The organism is Acinetobacter sp. YH01020, assembly GCF_013420275.1.
GTDB classification, from domain to species: Bacteria; Pseudomonadota; Gammaproteobacteria; order Pseudomonadales; family Moraxellaceae; genus Acinetobacter; species Acinetobacter amyesii.
Map to the genome: position 1 here is coordinate 113,328 of NZ_VOYN01000002.1, position 19,085 is coordinate 132,412.

General features: G+C 41.6%; 20 protein-coding genes and 1 pseudogene. 7 read left to right on the forward strand and 14 right to left on the reverse strand.

Annotation, left to right across the window (positions count from 1 at the left end; all coding sequences use genetic code 11):
• The first annotated feature begins 15 nt into the window (after positions 1 to 15).
• Positions 16 to 258, forward strand: coding sequence for a hypothetical protein (locus FTT85_RS01650; RefSeq protein ID WP_078192731.1), 243 nt, complete (start codon positions 16 to 18; stop codon positions 256 to 258).
• Positions 259 to 332: 74 nt separating this feature from the next.
• On the opposite strand, the gene FTT85_RS01655 is transcribed toward FTT85_RS01650, so the two are convergent.
• The 5 genes from FTT85_RS01655 to FTT85_RS01675 all read right to left on the reverse strand — a co-directional run bounded on the left by FTT85_RS01655 (position 333) and on the right by FTT85_RS01675 (position 4,027).
• Positions 333 to 611, reverse strand: coding sequence for a hypothetical protein (locus FTT85_RS01655; protein WP_078192732.1), 279 nt, complete (start codon positions 609 to 611; stop codon positions 333 to 335).
• Positions 612 to 716: 105 nt separating this feature from the next.
• The gene (locus tag FTT85_RS01660) at positions 717 to 1,220 is read right to left on the reverse strand and encodes a DUF6586 family protein (RefSeq protein ID WP_111884067.1); all 504 of its coding nucleotides are present in this window, start codon (positions 1,218 to 1,220) and stop codon (positions 717 to 719) included.
• 75 nt (positions 1,221 to 1,295) lie between these two features.
• Positions 1,296 to 1,658 (reverse strand): ASCH domain-containing protein, encoded by a 363-nt coding sequence (locus FTT85_RS01665; RefSeq protein WP_111884068.1) that lies wholly within the window; start codon positions 1,656 to 1,658, stop codon positions 1,296 to 1,298.
• A gap of 42 nt (positions 1,659 to 1,700) precedes the next feature.
• Positions 1,701 to 1,952 (reverse strand): RNA-binding protein, encoded by a 252-nt coding sequence (locus FTT85_RS01670; protein WP_078189697.1) that lies wholly within the window; start codon positions 1,950 to 1,952, stop codon positions 1,701 to 1,703.
• Between the two features lie 86 nt (positions 1,953 to 2,038).
• Positions 2,039 to 4,027 carry an ATP-dependent helicase gene (locus FTT85_RS01675; RefSeq protein ID WP_180182674.1) on the reverse strand — a complete coding sequence of 663 codons (1,989 nt, stop codon included), beginning with the start codon at positions 4,025 to 4,027 and terminating at the stop codon, positions 2,039 to 2,041.
• Between the two features lie 97 nt (positions 4,028 to 4,124).
• Here FTT85_RS01675 and FTT85_RS01680 point away from each other — a divergent pair, with 97 nt between their 5' ends.
• Positions 4,125 to 4,508, forward strand: a complete 384-nt coding sequence (locus FTT85_RS01680) for a hypothetical protein (protein ID WP_111884070.1) — start codon at positions 4,125 to 4,127, stop codon at positions 4,506 to 4,508.
• Positions 4,509 to 4,573: 65 nt separating this feature from the next.
• Here FTT85_RS01680 and FTT85_RS01685 read toward each other — a convergent pair whose 3' ends face one another.
• Positions 4,574 to 5,704: a glycerate kinase gene (locus FTT85_RS01685; protein WP_180182675.1), complete on the reverse strand. Its 1,131-nt coding sequence runs from the start codon at positions 5,702 to 5,704 to the stop codon at positions 4,574 to 4,576.
• An 83-nt stretch (positions 5,705 to 5,787) separates the two neighbouring features.
• Between FTT85_RS01685 and FTT85_RS01690 the strand changes: the two are divergent.
• Positions 5,788 to 6,237: pseudogene (locus FTT85_RS01690) on the forward strand (carboxymuconolactone decarboxylase family protein).
• Between the two features lie 78 nt (positions 6,238 to 6,315).
• Here FTT85_RS01690 and FTT85_RS01695 read toward each other — a convergent pair.
• The 7 genes from FTT85_RS01695 to FTT85_RS01725 all read right to left on the reverse strand — a co-directional run bounded on the left by FTT85_RS01695 (position 6,316) and on the right by FTT85_RS01725 (position 13,511).
• Positions 6,316 to 6,888 (reverse strand): HdeD family acid-resistance protein, encoded by a 573-nt coding sequence (locus FTT85_RS01695; protein WP_078189701.1) that lies wholly within the window; start codon positions 6,886 to 6,888, stop codon positions 6,316 to 6,318.
• A gap of 126 nt (positions 6,889 to 7,014) precedes the next feature.
• Positions 7,015 to 7,773, reverse strand: a complete 759-nt coding sequence (locus tag FTT85_RS01700; RefSeq protein ID WP_180182676.1) for a hypothetical protein — start codon at positions 7,771 to 7,773, stop codon at positions 7,015 to 7,017.
• 169 nt (positions 7,774 to 7,942) lie between these two features.
• Positions 7,943 to 10,585, reverse strand: a complete 2,643-nt coding sequence (gene topA, locus FTT85_RS01705) for a type I DNA topoisomerase (protein ID WP_180007162.1) — start codon at positions 10,583 to 10,585, stop codon at positions 7,943 to 7,945.
• A 38-nt stretch (positions 10,586 to 10,623) separates the two neighbouring features.
• Positions 10,624 to 11,073 carry a hypothetical protein gene (locus tag FTT85_RS01710; protein ID WP_078189705.1) on the reverse strand — a complete coding sequence of 150 codons (450 nt, stop codon included), beginning with the start codon at positions 11,071 to 11,073 and terminating at the stop codon, positions 10,624 to 10,626.
• A gap of 61 nt (positions 11,074 to 11,134) precedes the next feature.
• The gene (locus tag FTT85_RS01715) at positions 11,135 to 12,106 is read right to left on the reverse strand and encodes a PIN domain-containing protein (protein ID WP_180007161.1); all 972 of its coding nucleotides are present in this window, start codon (positions 12,104 to 12,106) and stop codon (positions 11,135 to 11,137) included.
• Positions 12,107 to 12,131: 25 nt separating this feature from the next.
• A complete protein-coding gene (locus tag FTT85_RS01720; protein WP_180182677.1) occupies positions 12,132 to 13,133 on the reverse strand; it encodes a hypothetical protein in 1,002 nt (333 codons plus the stop codon).
• 132 nt (positions 13,134 to 13,265) lie between these two features.
• Positions 13,266 to 13,511, reverse strand: coding sequence for a SlyX family protein (locus tag FTT85_RS01725; RefSeq protein WP_078189840.1), 246 nt, complete (start codon positions 13,509 to 13,511; stop codon positions 13,266 to 13,268).
• 34 nt (positions 13,512 to 13,545) lie between these two features.
• Between FTT85_RS01725 and FTT85_RS01730 the strand changes: the two genes are divergently transcribed.
• The 4 genes from FTT85_RS01730 to FTT85_RS01745 all read left to right on the forward strand — a co-directional run bounded on the left by FTT85_RS01730 (position 13,546) and on the right by FTT85_RS01745 (position 18,566).
• Entirely contained in the window at positions 13,546 to 15,450 is a 1,905-nt protein-coding gene (locus FTT85_RS01730; protein WP_180122023.1) for an ATP-binding cassette domain-containing protein, read from the forward strand.
• A gap of 186 nt (positions 15,451 to 15,636) precedes the next feature.
• A complete protein-coding gene (locus FTT85_RS01735) occupies positions 15,637 to 16,398 on the forward strand; it encodes a 3-oxoacyl-ACP reductase (RefSeq protein ID WP_180115891.1) in 762 nt (253 codons plus the stop codon).
• 87 nt (positions 16,399 to 16,485) lie between these two features.
• Complete coding sequence (lpxL, locus tag FTT85_RS01740; RefSeq protein WP_180182678.1) at positions 16,486 to 17,421, forward strand: LpxL/LpxP family Kdo(2)-lipid IV(A) lauroyl/palmitoleoyl acyltransferase; 936 nt, start codon at positions 16,486 to 16,488, stop codon at positions 17,419 to 17,421.
• 32 nt (positions 17,422 to 17,453) lie between these two features.
• A complete protein-coding gene (locus FTT85_RS01745; RefSeq protein ID WP_180182679.1) occupies positions 17,454 to 18,566 on the forward strand; it encodes a glycosyltransferase family 4 protein in 1,113 nt (370 codons plus the stop codon).
• Positions 18,567 to 18,745: 179 nt separating this feature from the next.
• Here FTT85_RS01745 and FTT85_RS01750 read toward each other — a convergent pair whose 3' ends face one another.
• Entirely contained in the window at positions 18,746 to 19,051 is a 306-nt protein-coding gene (locus FTT85_RS01750) for a hypothetical protein (RefSeq protein WP_257232049.1), read from the reverse strand.
• Positions 19,052 to 19,085: the final 34 nt, after the last annotated feature.

The window sequence follows — 19,085 nt, forward strand, 5'->3', positions numbered from 1 at the left end:
AGAAACGAGAAAAACATGTACATACTCTATTTAGGCCTTGCCATTATTTTGATTGGCGGTCTGGGCTTTCTCATCGCTGCATTTAAAACCAGTATTTTATGGGGACTGGGCTGTCTATTGTTTTACCCCATTTCCATCGTCTTTCTGATTCTGTATTGGCAAGATGCCAAAAATCCTTTTTTCTTACAGCTCATCGGGGTCTTTATTGTATTTTTAGGTTCGATACTGATCTCACCTACTGAACTAGGCACAGTCTAAGCGCCATTTTGGGTATAAAAAAACGCACCGAAAGGTGCGTTTTCATCATGATCTAAAAATCAGTGCCTATATGATTAGCTCATATATTTAGGCTTTTCATCGACCACTTCGGCATGCCATTCATCCACTTGTTTTTCTAACAAACCAAACAATGCAGCCTGAATCATTTGCTGAGCGATCACACTCATTTGATCGCCCAAAATATTGCGTAATTCTTCATTGAATTGGATAGTCACCAAAGGCTCTTTTTCTGAGCCTGCATTACGCAATGCCAACTCACCACCTTCCAATTGAACCAGCTCTAAAATTGCTTCCTGGTTCCCAAAGAGTTCTTTCAACTGTTCTATAGACATATATCCCTCCATGCGCAACATGGTGATAAAGGCATCTGCACTTTGTATTACTTAGATAATCTTATATCGGGTTAAATAAATTTATTTCAAGTAGCAATAGTCCGATTAGAATTCCACCATCTCGTTACGAAATCCATCAATCAATTGGGTTAGATCACGATGCCATTCACGCAAAATAGCGGTATCTGGCAACCATGCTTGCGGTGTTTGAGTGACTTTAATAATTAAATTTGAAGACGTTTCATCTTCTGGCTCTGGTGCAGACGGTTCAGGTGCATACTGACACATACGATGTGCGCGTTTCAGCTCTGCAATAAATCCCTGCTTTGCCAATTGCTGCATAACAGTCACTTCAGGTGATACCTGACCTTTTTCAGCCATCAGCGTTTCAATCGACTTTAACGTGGGCGCAGGCTCATTTAAACGATAGTAACGCACCAACTCTTGTAAAAACGCAAGTACTGCACCATGCAAATGAAAAACCGCTGCTTCGCGATAAGCCTGAGCTTGTTGAACATGATCGGTCTGCTCGGCTTGCTGACATGCAAGACGGCTAAAATATAACTTTTGATTGGTACGATCAGCATGAAAGCGAGCAACACGAGACATGAACAATTCCCTAAATTTTGGCGTTTTTCTACATGAATAAGCTTAAACGGATTTTTAGGAAATTCACAATAAATATTATGGATGATCGATTTCAATTAAATAAATGTCACGCTTTGCAGGAACAGGCATATCCCAATCAATCATCCTGATATTTTCTAGACGCCAAGCCCAGTACCCTGCGGCCCAATAGGTCGCCTGCGCTTGCTCTACCTCTGTTTCAGTCCATGCATGAACATCATATACATCGACCATCGCCACTGCACGTCCAATATCTTCATCTCCGCTTTCATGTAAGTAGCGTTGATTTTCCACGATCACTAAATCTTTTAAAGGCAAATGTTCGGGCTGCCATGAGCGGACTCCAAGCGTTTTAAGCCCACACGCAATGTTCGAACCAGATGGCGCAACAATGGACAAAGCCGAGTAGCGTTTTTTCATAGATCACCGATAAAAAAAGGAGCGTTACGCTCCTTTTTGAATTTATGCTTTAGGCTTATCTTCAGCCGCTTTTACTCGAATACCTGCACCTTTGACTTTCAAAGTATTCAGGCCTTTAATCGCTTTTACAGCTTCACGACCATTTGGCATTTCGACAAAACCAAACCCTTTCGATTTACCTGTGCTTGCATCCATAACAACAACAGCAGACTCTACTGCGCCAAATGGTTTAAACAGTTCAACCAATTCTGCTTCAGTAACTGAACGCTCTAAGTTACGTACTAAAATTTTCATTCAATCTTCCAAATAGACAGCATCATCAAAAAGCATTTGTCTATTTTGCTTTTTAACTCGCGTGTAAATCACGTCAAAAATCTATTTTAATCGAGATCGATACCAAAATCTAAATTAATCGATTTTCTTTCGATTAACGCACTTTTTACAGTCTGTTGACGGGTTTTATAGTGTGTTTCCAAACTACATAAATTTCGAGTTAAATCATTCATAAAGTAACTTTCTACTTTACGCCCTTGCTCATCGACAGTTTCACGTGCCCAGTGGTTCAAGTTTTGCTTGGTCAAAATCAATTCATTTTGCGCACGTGTCAGCGCCACATATAACACGCGCCGCTCTTCTTCCACTTCATCGAAATTGCCTTGGGCACGTGCATGCGGGTATTGCCCTGGTGTGACATTCGCCACATAACAGACTTTTTGCTCCGTTCCTTTTGCCGAATGAATGGTAATTAAGGTCACGACATCACTATCAGATTGGCGTTCAATTTCAGAAATGGACACTGGATCAAGGACATATTCTTCTAAGAATTCACTCAACTGGGTATGTTTTGATGCCAGTTGTTTCACCAGATCAAAATCCCCGACACGGCGATTCCAATCTTTTTTATAGTTTTCTTCCAGCTGCTCAGAAATCGCTTGAACAGCCAAGCTTACACATTCTTTGACCTGATCTTTCAACACCGACATTTGCTTCATCATCAGAATCGCTTGGTCAGGCACTTTACCAAATTTTTCCAACTTGGTTGCAATGGCTTGCATTTCTGGCTCAAGTAAAATCTGCTGCGATAACTTACTCGCACCGACATCACCCACACCATTCCACAAGGTTAAAAAGCGCATCCACGCGATATCATCTAAAGGATTGGCCACTACACGCAGCACACTGAGCAAGTCTTTTACATGGGCTGTTTCAAGTAATTTCATGCCGCCAATAAAGCGATACGGTACGTTTGCGGCAATACAGGCTGCTTCAATATGACGGGCGGCAAAGCTTGAACGCACAAGCACCATATGATCCGACCATTTGCTGCCTTCGAGGTAATGACGCTCTTTAATGTCGATGGCAATCCATTTGGCTTCATCAAACTCATTCGGGAAAATATGCATTTTCGGCTTAATCCCTTCACCACGATAAGCATCTAGGCGTTTGTCATATTTAATTTCACTTTCATCCAACAACCAATTCGACAGATCTAAAATTTCTTGGGTTGAACGATAATTTTTTTCGAGTTTGAAAATCTGTGCGTCGGGTACACGCTCTTTGAAATGATGAATATTTTCAAAGTCTGCACCACGGAAGCCGTAAATGGACTGTGCATCATCGCCGACACAGAACAAACTGACACGTTCCTTTAGTGGCTCAAGTAACGCCCATTGCAGCGGATTGGTATCCTGCATTTCATCAACCAACATATGGCGGCAAATCGAGGCAACGTAGTCGACCAATCCATCTGATTCCGCCAAGGCTTTTGCGACAATCGCCAAGATATCGTCATAATCTAAAAAACTACGCACACGTTTACGGGCTTCGTATTCTTTCATGATATCCGCGATTTGATCTTTCAACGCAAAGTATTCAGGCATTTGCTTTTCCATGGCAATGCTGAGTTTTTGACGCGTATTCCGCGCAAAGGAATACAGATCACAGAGTTCTTTCGGTTTGGGCAAATGATTGGGGTTTTTCTTATCATCACGACCACGAATCAGGCGGAACATCATGAGTTGATCATCACGATCAATAATCGAAAACTGTTCTAGGCCAAAGGCTTTTGGAATGCGGCGCAATAGGTACATGCAAAAGGTATGAAAGGTTGATGCACGTAACCCTTTGGCTTGCTCACCCAGAGCCAGCTCCACACGAGCAACAATTTCACTCGCTGCACGGCGAGTAAAAGTCAAAATTTGAATTTGATTGGCAGGCACGCCTTGATCAATTAAATAAGCTGCACGCGCTACGATGGTTTTGGTTTTACCACAACCTGCTCCTGCCAAAACCAAGCTATGCTGTGCTTCTGTTGTTGCGGCTTGTTTTTGTTGAGGATTTAATTCATCAATCAGGTTGGCTAAACTCATGTGTACTCATCATTTTATGGATAGGTATAGTTTAGCAGATTGAAAAAAAATACATGTTAATGTAGGATCAAAATTACAACTAGAAAAAGATAAGTTTATGAAAAATTTTAAGCTAATTAGCCATTTCCTTCAGCCAGTTTTATTACTTTTAATATTTACAAATCATCCATCTTACGCAAAAAAATTGACTCAAACTGAATTTGATCACTTGATAAGTAAAAATAATCAGAAAGGAATTCAACTCCATGATGATCTAGCTGTAGCTCTAATTTCTGGCAATCATAAGCTTATATCCGATAATTTATGTGCAACTTATAAAATGAGTAAAGCACAATATGAAATTGCTTCAGAGAATTCTGAATTATTAAAAGCGAAACGGGCAAAAGAAAATGCAATAGAAAATATAAAAAACATTGAAAATATAATTCCAAAAAATCAAAAACCAATGGAAAAATATTGCAAAGATTCTCAACCAAATTAATCATATTTTCTAACTATGATTATCTTAAAACTCGCTAAATGCATTCATAAATTTTACCTTGATTTTTATTTCAAACATCTCATCACATTTCGACAGCAATGTTCCAAATTTAGTTCCGCATTTTTTAATGCATCTTCCAACTTACAATCTGGTGGATTAATCCCAACAATCTGTGTGAAACCTAAATCATAGAGTTCTGCTATCCCCTCACCCACTAGACCAGTAAAGGCGATCACAGGTTTATTAAACTTTTTTGCAACTTGCGCCACACCAAATGGCGTTTTACCGAACTTAGTTTGATGATCAATTTTCCCTTCACCTGTCAGCACATAATCTGCCTGTGCTATTTTTTCATTCAACTGACATTGTTCAATGACCAACTCCACACCTGATTGCATCGATGCACCCGCAAAAGCCATCAACCCAAAACCTAATCCACCTGCAGCACCTGCACCTGCGACATCACGTAAAGTACAACCCAGTGTCGCTTCAACGACATTGGCATAATGATTGAGGTTCTGATCTAACTGACGCACCATCTCCTGCGTTGCTCCTTTTTGCGGGCCAAAAATATGGGATGCGCCATTTTCACCACATAGTGGATTAATGACGTCGCTGGCAATGATAATTTCTGTATGCGCTAAACGTGAGTCGAGCTGCGTCAAATCAAGACTGTTAATTTGATCGAGACAACCACCACAAACTGCTATTTCCAAGCCATTTTCATCTAAAAATTGTGCCCCCAAGGCCTGCGCCATACCTGCACCGCCATCATTGGTCACACTCCCGCCCAAGCCAATGATAATTTTACTTACTCCGAAGTCTAGAGCAGCCTGGATCATTTCGCCCGTACCATAAGTTGACGTCAGTAAAGGATTTCGCTGAGCCATATCGACAAGATGAATACCATTGGCTTTTGCCATTTCAATCACCGCAGTTTTTCCACCGTCGATCAAACCGAAATATGTCGTCACACCTTGATTGGGCAAAGGACCTGTAAGCGCTATCGTCACTTTTTGACCGTCGCAAGCACTGAGTAACGCATCTACAGTTCCCTCACCGCCATCTGCCATTGGCACAGCGATGACATTTGCGTCAGGTATGAGCTTTAAAATTGCACGCTGCATCGCGTCACAGGCTTGTTGAGCACTCATACTTTCTTTAAATGAATCGGGCGCAAGAACAAAAGTGGTCATCTAAATGCTCAAAATAAAACTTGTCCTCAACCATAACGGTTTTAAAATAGCAGGTATATCTAAAAACATCAGAAAGGTTCGAAATGTCACGAATCAACCTAGGTCAGTCTGCACCTGAGCTATATAAAAAAGTCGCAGAACTTGATGCACTGGCAATGCAAAAAATAAATGAGGCTGGTCTTAATGAAGGTTTAGCCCATTTACTCAAACTACGTGCATCCCAAATCAACGAATGTGCGTTCTGTATTCGCATGCATGCACAAGATGCACTTAAAACTGGTGAAAGCATTGAACGTATTAGCCTACTCAATGCATGGCGTGAAACTGCGTACTACGATGAAAAAGAACGTGCAGCTTTGAGCTTGATCGAAGCGATCACGTTAATTGCTGAAGGCCAAGTTCCCGATGCAGTTTATGAAGATGCTTTGCCCTTTTTAACAGATGAGTAAATCAGTGCCGTGGAATGGCTGGCTATTGTGATCAACACATGGAACCGAATTGCAATTAGTAGCCGCTATAGCGTTAAACCTTAACGGGTTGTACACATTAAAAGTGAATAAAAAAAAGAGTGCCTCAGCACTCTTTTTTTATTTATCAGATCCGCAAGCAGCTTACTGCTCTGCCGAGCTTTTCGGCACTTCACGTCGAATATAAGAAGCCAAAGTAAGGTAGTTGACCCCTTGGAATAAAATATCAACCGCCAAGAATAATCCTAATACCCAAAATGGTGCATCAGGTGACATCAAAATGATCACACCCGTAATCAAGGTCAATAGACCTGAAAATAGCGTCCATCCCCAACCTTGAAATGCTCGAAATAGCACAGCATTAAAGATACGAATGACCCCTGCAATGATCAAAATAATCGCCAATAAATTGGTTAGGACAATGGCTGTTTTGACAGGCGTTGTAAAGGCATAATAGCCGGCGACCAAATACAACACACCAAATAGTGCCCAGAACCAGCGGTAACCGCCTTCAAAAATTTTAAATGCTGCAATAAAATGGATTACGCCACCTAACATCATCAGCACACCAAAAATATAAATCACCGTAAGTGTCGCAAATGGCAAAGCTGCCAAAAGGACCAATCCGAAGACCACCAATAAAGCACCTAAACCGAGATACCACTTACGGTTTTCATGGAGCTGACTGCGAATTAAATCGTTGCCTACTGTTCTCATGTTTTTTCTCAAGTTATTCGTTATTCAATGGATTATGCAACTTCATGATGAAGAAAAATGAAAGAAAAGTCCAAATCTTATCCACACTGCCAATTGAAACTGTGGATAAAATACGCTTTATCCACATTATTTTTTCCATCCCACTTCAATCGCTGTGACGTCATTCACCACAGTATCAGCTAAATCTTCAGGCATTTTACTTTGCGTCTGTGAGGTAGGAATATGCCCTGCCATCAGTTCAGCTTTGCTTTGCGGAAACAAAGGCTGCCTTTGGGGTTCTGCATAACCGACAGGAAAAATCGGCTGACCTGTAGCCAAATCATACTTATCAGTTGCACCAAAAGCGTGTAATAACTCATGGACTAAAACGATTTTATTCTGCGCTGTCTGTTTATTCGATGCAAATAAATTCACCGACCCAATTCGACCATTCTCCAAAGCTGTGGAATGTTTAAGTTCTTTGGTTTGGGTCGGATCGTAATAATTTAGAAAGAGCGTGACACTCGAAACACCATCTACATTTTCATGCTGCTGCCAAGCATAGTAGCGGAATTTCAAACTCCATAAGATAACATCCAACATACCGGCGTCATTGGGTACTTTGGGAGGTAAAACTTTCAGCTCGCGACCTAACTTAAAATACACATAAGTCGGTTGCCCTCGGTATTTCTGTGCTGTCGCTTGTAAATATTGTTGAACATCGTTTAAATCATTGACAGAGAGCTGCTGTATATAAGCTTGTGTGCTCTCTCGACCATCAGCATTAATTGGATGTAACAATACTAAGATCGGTTTACTCCAGTCTTGATTTTTGTCTTTATAGGCATTGACTGCAACAACCAATAAAATCAGCAATAAGCACAGTACCCGAATTTTTTTCCACATTCCCCAAGATCTCAATTAATTTTTAGCGTTTATTTTCAGAATTAAAACAGAACATTCGTAGAATGTCTTGGTCAATTTAAAAGCTCAATCGATTACTTACTTTAAAAAATCCTTGATCAAAAGACATAAAAAATGCCGACCGAAGTCAGCATTTTTTTGATTTTAAAGCTTAAGCCTCAACCCACTTACCGTCTTGGTACACCAAAGACCATTTGGTTTGTTTGCCTTCAGCATTTTCCGAACCAATATATTGCGCTTGGTTCTTACGGCTGAATTTCACTAATGTTGGGTTTCCTTCAGGATCGACATCCGGCGCTTGCAAGATGAACTGATATTTCGCATCCAACTGATCTGCGACAGAACGTAGTTCCGCGACTTTAGGCGCACGAGTTTCACGAACTTTCGGGAACTTACTTGCAGCTAAGAATAAACCTGCTGCGCCATCACGAAGAACAAAGAAGTCATCATGTTTGGTTGAACGTAAGTGCTCCATTTTAATTGGATCTACACGTGGAGGTGCAGGCTGACCGCTCTTCAACACTTTACGTGTATTGTCACAGCTATTACATGCAAAGTAAGGACCGAAACGGCCTGTCTTCAATTGCATTTCGCCATCACATTTGTCGCACGGAATGGTTGGACCATCATAACCTTTGATTTTAAACTCACCTTCTTCAAGCTCAAAACCAGCACAGTCTGGGTTATTACCACAGATATGCAACTTACGCCCACCATCAATCACATAGCTATCCATGGCTGTTTCACAGATTGGACAGCGTTTTTTCGACATTAAATCTGCTGTTTCTGCCGAATCATCGTCAGACAGTGCAGCCAATGATTCTACAGGTGTCAGGTTCAAAGTTCCCTTACAACGCTCTTTTGGCGGTAAGTTATAACCTGAACAACCCAAGAACACGCCTGTAGTCCCTGTACGAATCTGCATCGGACGATCACATTCTTTACAGTGCACAGCATCCACTTCTACAGGTAAATTACGGCGCATGCCATTTTCACCCTGAGCTGTGGTTAAACGTGTTTTAAAATCACCGTAGAAGCTATTGAGTAACTCTTTCCAGTTACGATCACCATCGGCGACTTTATCTAGCTGACCTTCAAGATCTGCCGTGAATGCATAGTTCATCAAGTTATTGAAGTTTTCATCGAGACGGTCTGTCACGATTTCACCCATTTTCTCGGCGAACAACCGACGGTTATCGAGCTTCACATAACCACGGTCTTGAATGGTTGAGATAATCGCAGCATACGTCGACGGACGACCAATACCTTTTTTCTCAAGCTCTTTGACCAATGATGCTTCAGTGAAGCGCGCAGGTGGTTTAGTAAAGTGCTGCGATGGATCTAATTTTTCAAGTTTCAGTACTTCACCAACTTTTACAGCAGGTAACAGTACATCATCATCCGATTTGTTTTGACCACGTACTTTAGTGAAACCATCAAAAACCAATGTACGGCCTTTGGCTTTTAGTTCGACACCATTGGCATTAACTAAAATCGTTGATGATAAATATTCTGCTGGAGTCATTTGACATGCAACGAACTGACGCCAGATCAAGTCATAAAGACGCTGTGCATCACGCTCTACACCCACCAAACTATCGCCTTTTAACGCGACATTCGATGGACGAATCGCTTCATGGGCTTCTTGCGCACCGGCTTTATTGCCATAACGATTTGGTTTAGCTGGTAAATATTTTTGACCAAACTCAGTTTCGATATGACCACGAACCATATTCACAGCATCATCACTCAAGAATGTTGAGTCTGTACGCATGTAGGTAATAAAGCCGGCTTCATATAAACGCTGTGCCAACATCATGGTTTTCTTCACAGAAAAACCTAAACGTGTACTTGCTGCTTGTTGCAATGTAGACGTGATGTATGGCGCACTTGGATTAACCTTGGTGGGTTTGTCTTCACGTGCTGAAACTGTGTAGTCGGCATCTTTAATCAGGTTCAGTAAAGCATCCGTTTCAGCTTTATTGTGCAGTTTTAAAGTCTTGCCATTTTGCTTCACCGCTTCTAAGCGGATATCGTCTTTCTTCGACTTGGTATCTGCAAAAACTTGCCAAAATTCTTCTGGAATGAAGGCACGAATTTCACGTTCACGCTCAACCACAAGTTTAACAGCCACAGATTGCACACGACCTGCCGATAGACCACGGGCGATTTTTTCCCATAAGAGTGGCGAGATCATAAAGCCCACAATACGGTCGAGGAAACGACGGGCTTGCTGAGCATTGACTTTATCTGTATCGAGGCGAGAAGGATGTTTAAACGCTTCTTGGATGGCATTTTTGGTAATTTCGTTGAACACCACGCGTTGATAACGTGAGTCATCACCGCCAATGACTTCTTTTAAATGCCAAGCAATCGCTTCTCCTTCCCTATCCATATCCGTTGCGAGATAGACCTCGTCAACTTGCGATGCAAGCTTTTTCAGTTCTGCAACAACATGTTCTTTGCCTGGTAGGACTTCGTACTGTGCCTTCCAGTCATTTTCAGGGTCTACACCCATACGATTAACCAAAGCTTTTTGTGCTTTTTTGGCTTTTTCAGCTTCAGTTAATTTTGCACGAGTTACTGGCTTTTTCTCTGCTGTTTTACTCGAACCACCTGTAGGTAAATCACGGACATGACCCACCGATGATTTTACGATGTAATCAGAGCCCAAATATTTATTGATTGTTTTCGCTTTTGCAGGCGATTCCACAATCACTAACGCACGCTTTTTCCCAGCATCGGCAGATTTTGCTGTGGTACTTTTAGATGTGGACCGAGGAGCGTTCGCCATAGTTAACCATCATTCCTGTTTAATAGGTTTTTTAAAATTTAAAGTTCAGCCAATGAATGTAAAAATGCTTTCATATCATCAAGCTGTGTGGCTCTTAAGTCAGATTCTTCGTTCCAATAGAGTCCTACACAGTTTGCCTGCATATCAATAGCATAAATGCCCTTTAATGTAATGGCTAAATCCTTGAACTTGTCATCACCATGCACCAGTTCAAGTTTGTCATCGACCACTAAAGCACGCATTAAAGGCAAACGCGCATCTGGAATCAACACACTGTAATACGCCACCATACTGGCACGTTTTTCAGAAGCCATTGGAATCTTGGTCCAAGCAGGTGCAGCCACTAAACGTGGGTGCAACCCCATCTTACGCGCCTTCTCACGCATAATGCCCAAGGCTTTTTCTCTAGGGTTTACTCGAAGTCCAAAAATCGACCCAAGTACAAAGACCACAATAAAAACGGTAACCCAGATTCCAGTATTTTCCATAGCACAACCTTTATATTCCTTTATTAGAGTTGCATAAGCGCAATATAAAACGCAAGCATGCTTAATGAATAATATTAGTTAGCAATATCGGGTTATAACTAACTTGCCGTTTACTATTAACCTCTATCAATCTATATTTCCTCAATAATTCTAATGAGTTAATAACATCATCTTCAGGCAAACATCTCTTTAAAATACTAGTAAAACCACTTAAAGATTTAGGAGGAGTATGGTTATTTACATCCATATGAGCGAGTAATTTATTTCTTATCTCAATCAATTTTTGCTCAATAGTTTCAGCAGTTTCAGCAGTTTCAGCAGTTTCAGCAGTTTCAGCAGTTTCAGCAGTTTCAGCAGTTTCAGCAGTTTCAGCAGTTTCAGCAGTTTCAGCAGTTTGTTTATTTAATTTCAAAAACTTCTGCAAACTTGGATCTTGATAAAATATTTTACTATTATCCAAGCGGATAATTTTGTGTTTTTTTAATAACTCAACTAAAACCTTGGCAACATCATCACTCACTTTAAGTATAGCTTTAAGTGAGTTTAATAAACTTTCTAACTTTGCAGGTCTAGCTGCATTTTTTGTTAAATATTCACAATATTGAAAAATTAGCTCACCCACATTTTGCTCAGCTTTCACTTCGTTAATTACATGAGCAGAAACTAGCGGCTTTTCATGAATAATTTTAGCTTCAAATTTAGCTATTTTTAATAAATCAACAACATACCCCATGGAATGATCATTAGACATAACATCAAAACTAAATTCCTTAGCCGAAACTTGTGTAGAAAGTTGGCCTGCAATAAATGTTAGTCCAAAATCAGCTGCATCCTTCCCAATCTTTGGCATTTTTAATACTTTTAGTTTGCCATTCATAATAAATGGAGAGAGCTTAACCAAACCATCCAAGCTAAAACTTATTGGAGACTTGGCGTAAACTAAATAAATAGATGAGTATTGCTTTAAATAAGTTAGCAACTCATTTTCAGTTTTATGCAAATTTTCAATATCAAGTAATAATATTTTTTTCATAGCTCACCCATTTAATTATTTTATATTAATTCAGGAACATCTCGTGGCTATACAGCACTTCGTGACCATTCCAATAGATATATCCTTTTTCGATCAACTCTTTAAGTAGTAATCGAACGTCAGATTGTGGGAACATTTGCTCCAATAAATCACGTAAGGCGTAGATATCTTTTGGTTTATCTGACTTTAATTCATGCAATTTTCGGATCACTTCCATTTGCACAGGATCAATCTTATTGAAATTTTTAAATAAGCCTTGCTGTGCAGCCTGAATAATCGACGCCGTATCATCAGTATTTGAGGTTTGTTCTTCGAGTGAAGCAGTAAATGCATTTAGGTCTGTCTTTATCGGCAATGCTGTTTCAGCAGTCGTATTTAAATCTAGCTGCACCCATTGTTTGAGTACTTTTTTTCGAATCGAAATCTGCTCATCAAAGCGTTTGACGATTTTTAGATTGATCAACATACCGACCAAATGCTGAGCTTTTTCGCTAGAGACTTGCAAAATATTCATCAGCGAGTTTTTCAGTTTATCCAAACTGTTTGGCTTGCCACTGAGTTTTTCCAGACCATCACAATAGTGTTTAATCAGTAATAAATCAGGTTTATTCCGAATGGTTTCTAGGTCAGGAATTTTATACTTAACTTTATGTGAAACTTCTTGTTCTGATTGAATTTGAATAAGATGTGCGCTGAGTCCAGAGCCGTTCAATTGTTCCATCAATAATTCAATATCAGGCATCGCTGAAATGACTTCAATATGCGCATCTGGATCCATCAAGGCCATCAGTTGCCCCACAATCACCGCATATTCAAATTCTTTTTGCGGCGTTTCTGGAATATCCAAAACCACCAATTGACCAGTCGCGATCCACCCTGCAATTTCAGTCAAATCTTCAAGTGCATATTCAAATTTTCCGCTGCAGCTAAACACATACAAAGTACTGTAATGTTCAATGATATTGCGCAATAGATTTGCTGTGGGCGGGTTATTTTCCAAATCTAGCAGGACAACTTTTTGACTCATGAGATGAAATAATGGGTTTCGATCAGCAGATGCGGTGCATTAGACCTGTCACGCTGCAAAAGGTCAAATAAATTTACACCAATCCACAGCTTTGGCGCTGATTCGTCATCTGCCTGTCATTCAAAATCGACATTAATAATGCGGTGGGCGGTTGGTCATCGGGTCAAATGCCGCGATGCCTTCAGATAAATCTGCCGATTCAATACGACGATACAACATCTGCATTTGTTTCTTTAAATCAGCGATTTCGGCGTTTTGACGCGCAACTTGATCATTCAGTTGGTCAACTAAATCATCTAAAAATGCAATTCGGACTTGCAAATCTTCAATGGGTGCGGAAAATGACGCCTGTTCATCAAGATTTTGTTGTGTAGTCAATTTACACTCCTCATATAAGATTTCAGGAAACATTATGGCCTATATTACTTTAAGGGACGTCCAGCTTGCATTTGGCGGACCTTCCCTACTCGACGGCGCGAACTTCAGTTTAGAACGTGGCGAGCGAGTGTGTCTAATCGGTCGTAATGGTGAAGGTAAGTCTACTTTACTTAAACTGATTGAGGGAACTTTATTGCCAGATGGCGGTGAAGTTTCATTGCAAAATGGCATTACGATTTCAATGCTTGCTCAAGATGTACCCATGGATTCGGGCAAAGTTGCTGATATTGTTGCCGATGGTGCAGGTGAAGCTGCAACTGTTCTACGTGCTTATCATGAAGCCAGCGAAGCCTGCGTACTCGGCGATATGGACGCCTGTGAGCGCATGGGCAACCTACAACATCAGATGGATCAAATGGATGGCTGGTCACTTGAAACCAAAGTGAATGCCATCCTCAGCAAAATGGGCCTAGACCCAGAAGCTGACCTTGCAGATTTGTCTGGTGGTCGTAAGCGTCGTGTTTTGTTGGCACGTGCTCTCTTAACGCAGCCCGATGTCTTACTACTCGACGAACCGACTAACCATTTGGACGTTGAAAGTATTGAATGGCTCGAAAAATTCCTGCTTGATCAAAATAACTTAACCCTGTTGTTTATTTCGCATGACCGTTCATTTGTCGATAGCATCGCAACCCGTATTGTGGAACTTGACCGCGGCATTTTGCGTAGCTATGAAGGTAACTATTCACGTTACCTCGAACTTAAAGCTCAGCAAATGGAAGCGGAAGAAAAGCAAAATGCGCTATTCGATAAAAAACTCGCTGAAGAAGAAGTGTGGATTCGTCAGGGCATTAAAGCGCGTCGTACCCGTAACGAAGGTCGTGTTCGTGCCTTAAAAGCGTTGCGTGAAGAGTCTAAAGCACGTCGTTCACAACAAGGCAAAGTGAGCATGGCAACGCAAGATGCGCAGCGCTCAGGTAAAGTGGTCTTTGAAATTGAAAACTTAGCTGTGCAATTTGGCAACAGCGCACCAATCATCAAAGACTTCTCGGCACTGGTATTACGTGGTGACCGTATCGGCTTAGTCGGTGACAACGGTGTGGGTAAAACCACTCTTATCAAAGCTATTTTGGGTGAGCAAGAACATACTGGTACAGTAAAAACAGGTACACAGCTTGAAGTTGCTTACTTTGATCAGCTTCGAAATGCACTTGATCTTGAAAAATCAGTGAAAGATAACGTCTCTGAAGGCTCAGACCATGTCGATGTAAACGGTAGCCGTCGTCACATCTACAGTTATTTACAAGACTTCTTATTCTCTCCAGAACGTGCACGTACACCTGTTAAAGCACTGTCTGGGGGTGAGCGTAACCGTATTCTGTTGGCAAAACTGCTACTGAAACCATCGAACCTTATCGTGATGGACGAACCGACCAACGACTTGGATATGGTGACTCTTGAACTGTTGGAAGAAATGCTCAGCGCTTACAAAGGCACACTGTTACTGATTTCGCATGACCGTGCATTTATGGACAACGTGGTGACGTCGACTTGGGTCTTTGATGGTAAAGGTCAAATCGATGAATACATCGGCGGTTACCAAGACTATTTGGAACAGCGTCCTGACCAAACTGTCGTGGATCAAAAAAGCGATGTGAAAAAAGCCATGGCTAAAGCCGAAGCAGCGGCTGCCGCTGCCGTGCCTAAAAAAGTCAAGCTCAGCTATAAAGACCAACGTGCCCTAGAACAACTACCAACTGAAATTGAAGCATTAGAACAAGAGCAAGCTGAATTGTCTGAAAAATTAGCCGACGGTACTTGGTTTATGACTGACGCCGATGCTGCCACCAAAGCATCACAGCGTCTTGCTGAAATTGATGACGAAATGCTAGAAAAAATGGAACGTTTAGATGAGCTAGAAACGCTCGCTAAAGGCTAAGTCCACAAATATTCCACACAGAAAAAGCCGTATTTCGATACGGCTTTTTTTTTGTCATATGACTCGGCTGAATTATTAGATCGGATAACTCAGTTTCAAATTGGAGTATACAGCGTCTGTAAAGACGATTCCGCAAATGTGAAAAGCTTGCTATGGTGACGTTCAATATAAGATTGAGTCACGAGTATGCAAATTTCAGATCAAATTGTCTTGGTTACAGGAGGCGCACGTGGCCTCGGTTTGGCAATTAGCCAAACTTTAATAGCTGAAGGCGCACGCGTGGTCGTGAACTATCTATCCAGTCAAACTGCGGCAGAACAGTTGGCGACCGCATTTCCTCAGCAAGTGTTTGCCTATCAAGCAGATGTCACAGATAAAGCTCAAGTAGAACAGCTTTTTGCCGCAGCAGAAGCACATTTTGGTACCGCGATCACCTCTGTCGTAAATAATGCCCTCATCCATTTTCAATTTAATGGCGATGCCCGTCCTAAAATTGAAGAACTGACTGCACAGCACCTACAGCAACAGTTTGATGGAGCAGTCGTCGCTGCACTCAACACCACGCAAGCTGCACTTCCCAAGATGAAAGCACAGGGTTTTGGTCGCATTGTGAATATTGGTACCAACCTAGTACAAAACCCCGTCGTGCCTTACCACGACTACACTGCAGCAAAAGCGGCACTTTTGGCCTTCACTCGCACAGCGGCGCATGAGCTAGGTGAGTTTGGGATTAACGTCAATATGCTTTCAGGCGGCTTATTACAAAGCACCGATGCCAGTAAAGCGACACCCGATGCCGTCTTTGACTTAATTGCGGCATCGACACCTTTACGCACAGTGACCACGCCTGAAGAATTTGCTGCAGCCATCATGATGTTCTTGTCCCCTTACTCACGTGCGGTCACCGGGCAGAATTTGATTGTCGATGGCGGTTTAGTCAAAGGTTAAGGCTAGCGCAGCATGAGGTTGAACTTTCTCTTTCAATTCAGCTTCATGCTAAACTGAACCCTATTTTTTAATCTTTGATTTAGCCCTATGAGTCAAAAGCCAACATATCAACCCGGACAATTCCAATGGTCTTTCTTACTTCCTCAGTATTGGGGAATATGGATAGGGATTGTATTTCTTATGATTTTGGCGATTCTTCCTTGGGCAGTTCAGTATCGCCTTGGACAATTCCTCGGTTCTGTCGCATTTAAAAATCTCAAATCACGTCGTAAAACCACGATTCGCAACTTGGAAGTTTGCTTTCCTGAATGGACAGCAGAACAGGTTGAGGCGAATGCACGACAGGTTTTTATCGACCAAATGATTGGCATTTTTGAAACTTTAAATGCATGGTACAGTCCGCAGTGGTTCAAAAATCGGGTGCAAATTGAAGGCTTAGAACATATTCAAAATGCACAAGCTGAAGGCAAAGGTATTTTACTCCTCGGCACACATTCTACCCTGCTCGATGCTGGTGGCTACTTATGCGCACAGTTCTTTGAGCCGGATGTGGTTTATCGTCCGCAAAATAATCCGCTGTTGGATATGTTGATTGTGCGTTGCCGTGCCACCATCTATGCCAACCAAATCGACCATGACGATATGCGTGGCTTGATTCGGAATCTGAAAAATGGCCATGCCATTTGGTACAGTCCCGATCAAGACTTTGGTTTAAAACAAGGGGTCATGGCACCATTTTTTGGTACTCCAGCAGCCACTGTTACTGCACATCGTCGCTTATTAAAAATTGCTAAAGCCGAGGCGATCCCGTTGTATTTTTATCGAGATGGCGACATCAGCAACCCTCAATATCATGTGCTGATTGAACCTGCTTTGGATAATTTTCCGAGTGAAGATGAAGTTTCGGATGCTGTTCGAACCAATAAAATTATTGAAAATCAGCTACGAATCGCACCGACACAATACATGTGGTTCCATCGCCGTTTTAAAACACGCCCACAAGGCTATGACAAAATCTATTGAGTTCAACTCAGCACATAAAAAAGAGAAATGCTATGAAAGTAATGCAGCTTTTACCTGAATTGAACAGTGGTGGTGTCGAGCGAGGAACCTTAGAAATAGCTCGTGCTTTAGTGACCGCCGGTCATGAGTCCTTAGTGGTTTCAAATGGTGGTCGCATGGTAACTCAATTGGAAGCTGAAGGTTCAACTCACCTCACGCTCGCAATCCATAAAAAAGCCTTATCAAGCTTATGGCAAATTCGTCCTCTACGTAAACTGATTGAGCAACATCAACCAGACATCGTGCATGTGCGCTCACGTGTCCCTGCATGGCTCACGCATTTTGCCCTCAAAGGGATTCCTGCAAACAAACGACCTCACCTGATTTCAACTGTACATGGTTTTTATTCGATTAATCGCTATAGTCAAATCATGACGCAGGCTGAAAAAGTTATTGCGGTCTCGGATAGTGTTGTCAAATACATCACGGACAACTACAAAAACTGTCCTACCAAGGACATTGTGCGTATTTATCGTGGCATTGACCCTGCGGCTTTTCCACATGGCTATCAACCCTCAGCACAGTGGCTCAATCAAACCCTAAAAGATTTCCCTGAACTAGAAAATAAGCGTCTGATTTGCTTACCAGGCCGTATCACCCGTTTGAAAGGTCATGAAACCCTGATCCATTTAATGGAACAGCTACAAACACAGTATCCCGACGTACATGCGGTGGTGGTCGGTGGTGCTGATCCGAAAAAAGCGGCTTATTTACAAGAAATGCAAGACAGTATTGCGGCTAAAGGGCTGAGTGATCGGATTACTTTTGTCGGTCATCGTTCAGATATCCGGGAATGGTTAGCTTTTAGCGATTTGGTTTTATCTTTGTCGAGCCAAGCGGAAACCTTTGGACGGACTGTACTCGAAGCACTGTCTGTAGGTACACCTGTGATTGGTTGGAACCGTGGTGGTGTAGCTGAAATTTTATCCAATGTCTATCCGCAAGGTTTAGTCACTGTCGATGATGAAATACAATTACTCGACACCTTAAAGTTGCATTTAGACCAACCACAACACGTGCAGCCTATCAGCATGTTTAGTTTAAAAGAGATGTGTGATCAGACTTTGGAGTTGTATACGCAAGTGGCCTCTCAGCATTCAGCTTGATTGACTACACGCCATAGATAATTGCTGTGCAGGATAACGCTCTGGAAATCTTTTTAATTAAGCAACTCGATCAACATCTAGAAAGGATATTGTGCATTTCACAATATCTTTTTTTCTATTAGGATTTTTTAACTGGCGATTTAATCCTTTCATTTAGCCCTTCAATTTCGGGCTTCCACTTAGCCCTTCCATACACGGTATCGGGACATCAACCAAAGAATTAGCGGAAGCAACAAGACATTCAAAATATGTTGCAAACTTTGCCCTATACGCCAAAAGCCTCTATCTAAAATATCATGCCGTGCATTAAACAATTCCAACCCCACTGCAACGACCACAACGCTCCAAATCGCATAAGGTGATTTCAATTGGCGGTGATGGCAAAAGGCCACAAAGAAGAATAGGATTAAGCCTAGATAAATGGAAAGTGCATCGGTGGATAAGTGTGTAATCTGCAATATTTTCTGGTGCCATTCGGACAGCATAGAACGCCTCATACCTATATTTTTATTGGAAATT

Coding starts and splice junctions, on each gene's coding strand:
- FTT85_RS01650 (WP_078192731.1), top strand. CDS start 16: ATGTACATACTCTATTTAGGCCTTGCCATTATTTTGATTGGCGGTCTG.
- FTT85_RS01655 (WP_078192732.1), bottom strand. CDS start 611: ATGTCTATAGAACAGTTGAAAGAACTCTTTGGGAACCAGGAAGCAATT.
- FTT85_RS01660 (WP_111884067.1), bottom strand. CDS start 1,220: ATGTCTCGTGTTGCTCGCTTTCATGCTGATCGTACCAATCAAAAGTTA.
- FTT85_RS01665 (WP_111884068.1), bottom strand. CDS start 1,658: ATGAAAAAACGCTACTCGGCTTTGTCCATTGTTGCGCCATCTGGTTCG.
- FTT85_RS01670 (WP_078189697.1), bottom strand. CDS start 1,952: ATGAAAATTTTAGTACGTAACTTAGAGCGTTCAGTTACTGAAGCAGAA.
- FTT85_RS01675 (WP_180182674.1), bottom strand. CDS start 4,027: ATGAGTTTAGCCAACCTGATTGATGAATTAAATCCTCAACAAAAACAA.
- FTT85_RS01680 (WP_111884070.1), top strand. CDS start 4,125: ATGAAAAATTTTAAGCTAATTAGCCATTTCCTTCAGCCAGTTTTATTA.
- FTT85_RS01685 (WP_180182675.1), bottom strand. CDS start 5,704: ATGACCACTTTTGTTCTTGCGCCCGATTCATTTAAAGAAAGTATGAGT.
- FTT85_RS01695 (WP_078189701.1), bottom strand. CDS start 6,888: ATGAGAACAGTAGGCAACGATTTAATTCGCAGTCAGCTCCATGAAAAC.
- FTT85_RS01700 (WP_180182676.1), bottom strand. CDS start 7,773: ATGTGGAAAAAAATTCGGGTACTGTGCTTATTGCTGATTTTATTGGTT.
- topA (WP_180007162.1), bottom strand. CDS start 10,585: ATGGCGAACGCTCCTCGGTCCACATCTAAAAGTACCACAGCAAAATCT.
- FTT85_RS01710 (WP_078189705.1), bottom strand. CDS start 11,073: ATGGAAAATACTGGAATCTGGGTTACCGTTTTTATTGTGGTCTTTGTA.
- FTT85_RS01715 (WP_180007161.1), bottom strand. CDS start 12,106: ATGAAAAAAATATTATTACTTGATATTGAAAATTTGCATAAAACTGAA.
- FTT85_RS01720 (WP_180182677.1), bottom strand. CDS start 13,133: ATGAGTCAAAAAGTTGTCCTGCTAGATTTGGAAAATAACCCGCCCACA.
- FTT85_RS01730 (WP_180122023.1), top strand. CDS start 13,546: ATGGCCTATATTACTTTAAGGGACGTCCAGCTTGCATTTGGCGGACCT.
- FTT85_RS01735 (WP_180115891.1), top strand. CDS start 15,637: ATGCAAATTTCAGATCAAATTGTCTTGGTTACAGGAGGCGCACGTGGC.
- lpxL (WP_180182678.1), top strand. CDS start 16,486: ATGAGTCAAAAGCCAACATATCAACCCGGACAATTCCAATGGTCTTTC.
- FTT85_RS01745 (WP_180182679.1), top strand. CDS start 17,454: ATGAAAGTAATGCAGCTTTTACCTGAATTGAACAGTGGTGGTGTCGAG.
- FTT85_RS01750 (WP_257232049.1), bottom strand. CDS start 19,051: ATGCTGTCCGAATGGCACCAGAAAATATTGCAGATTACACACTTATCC.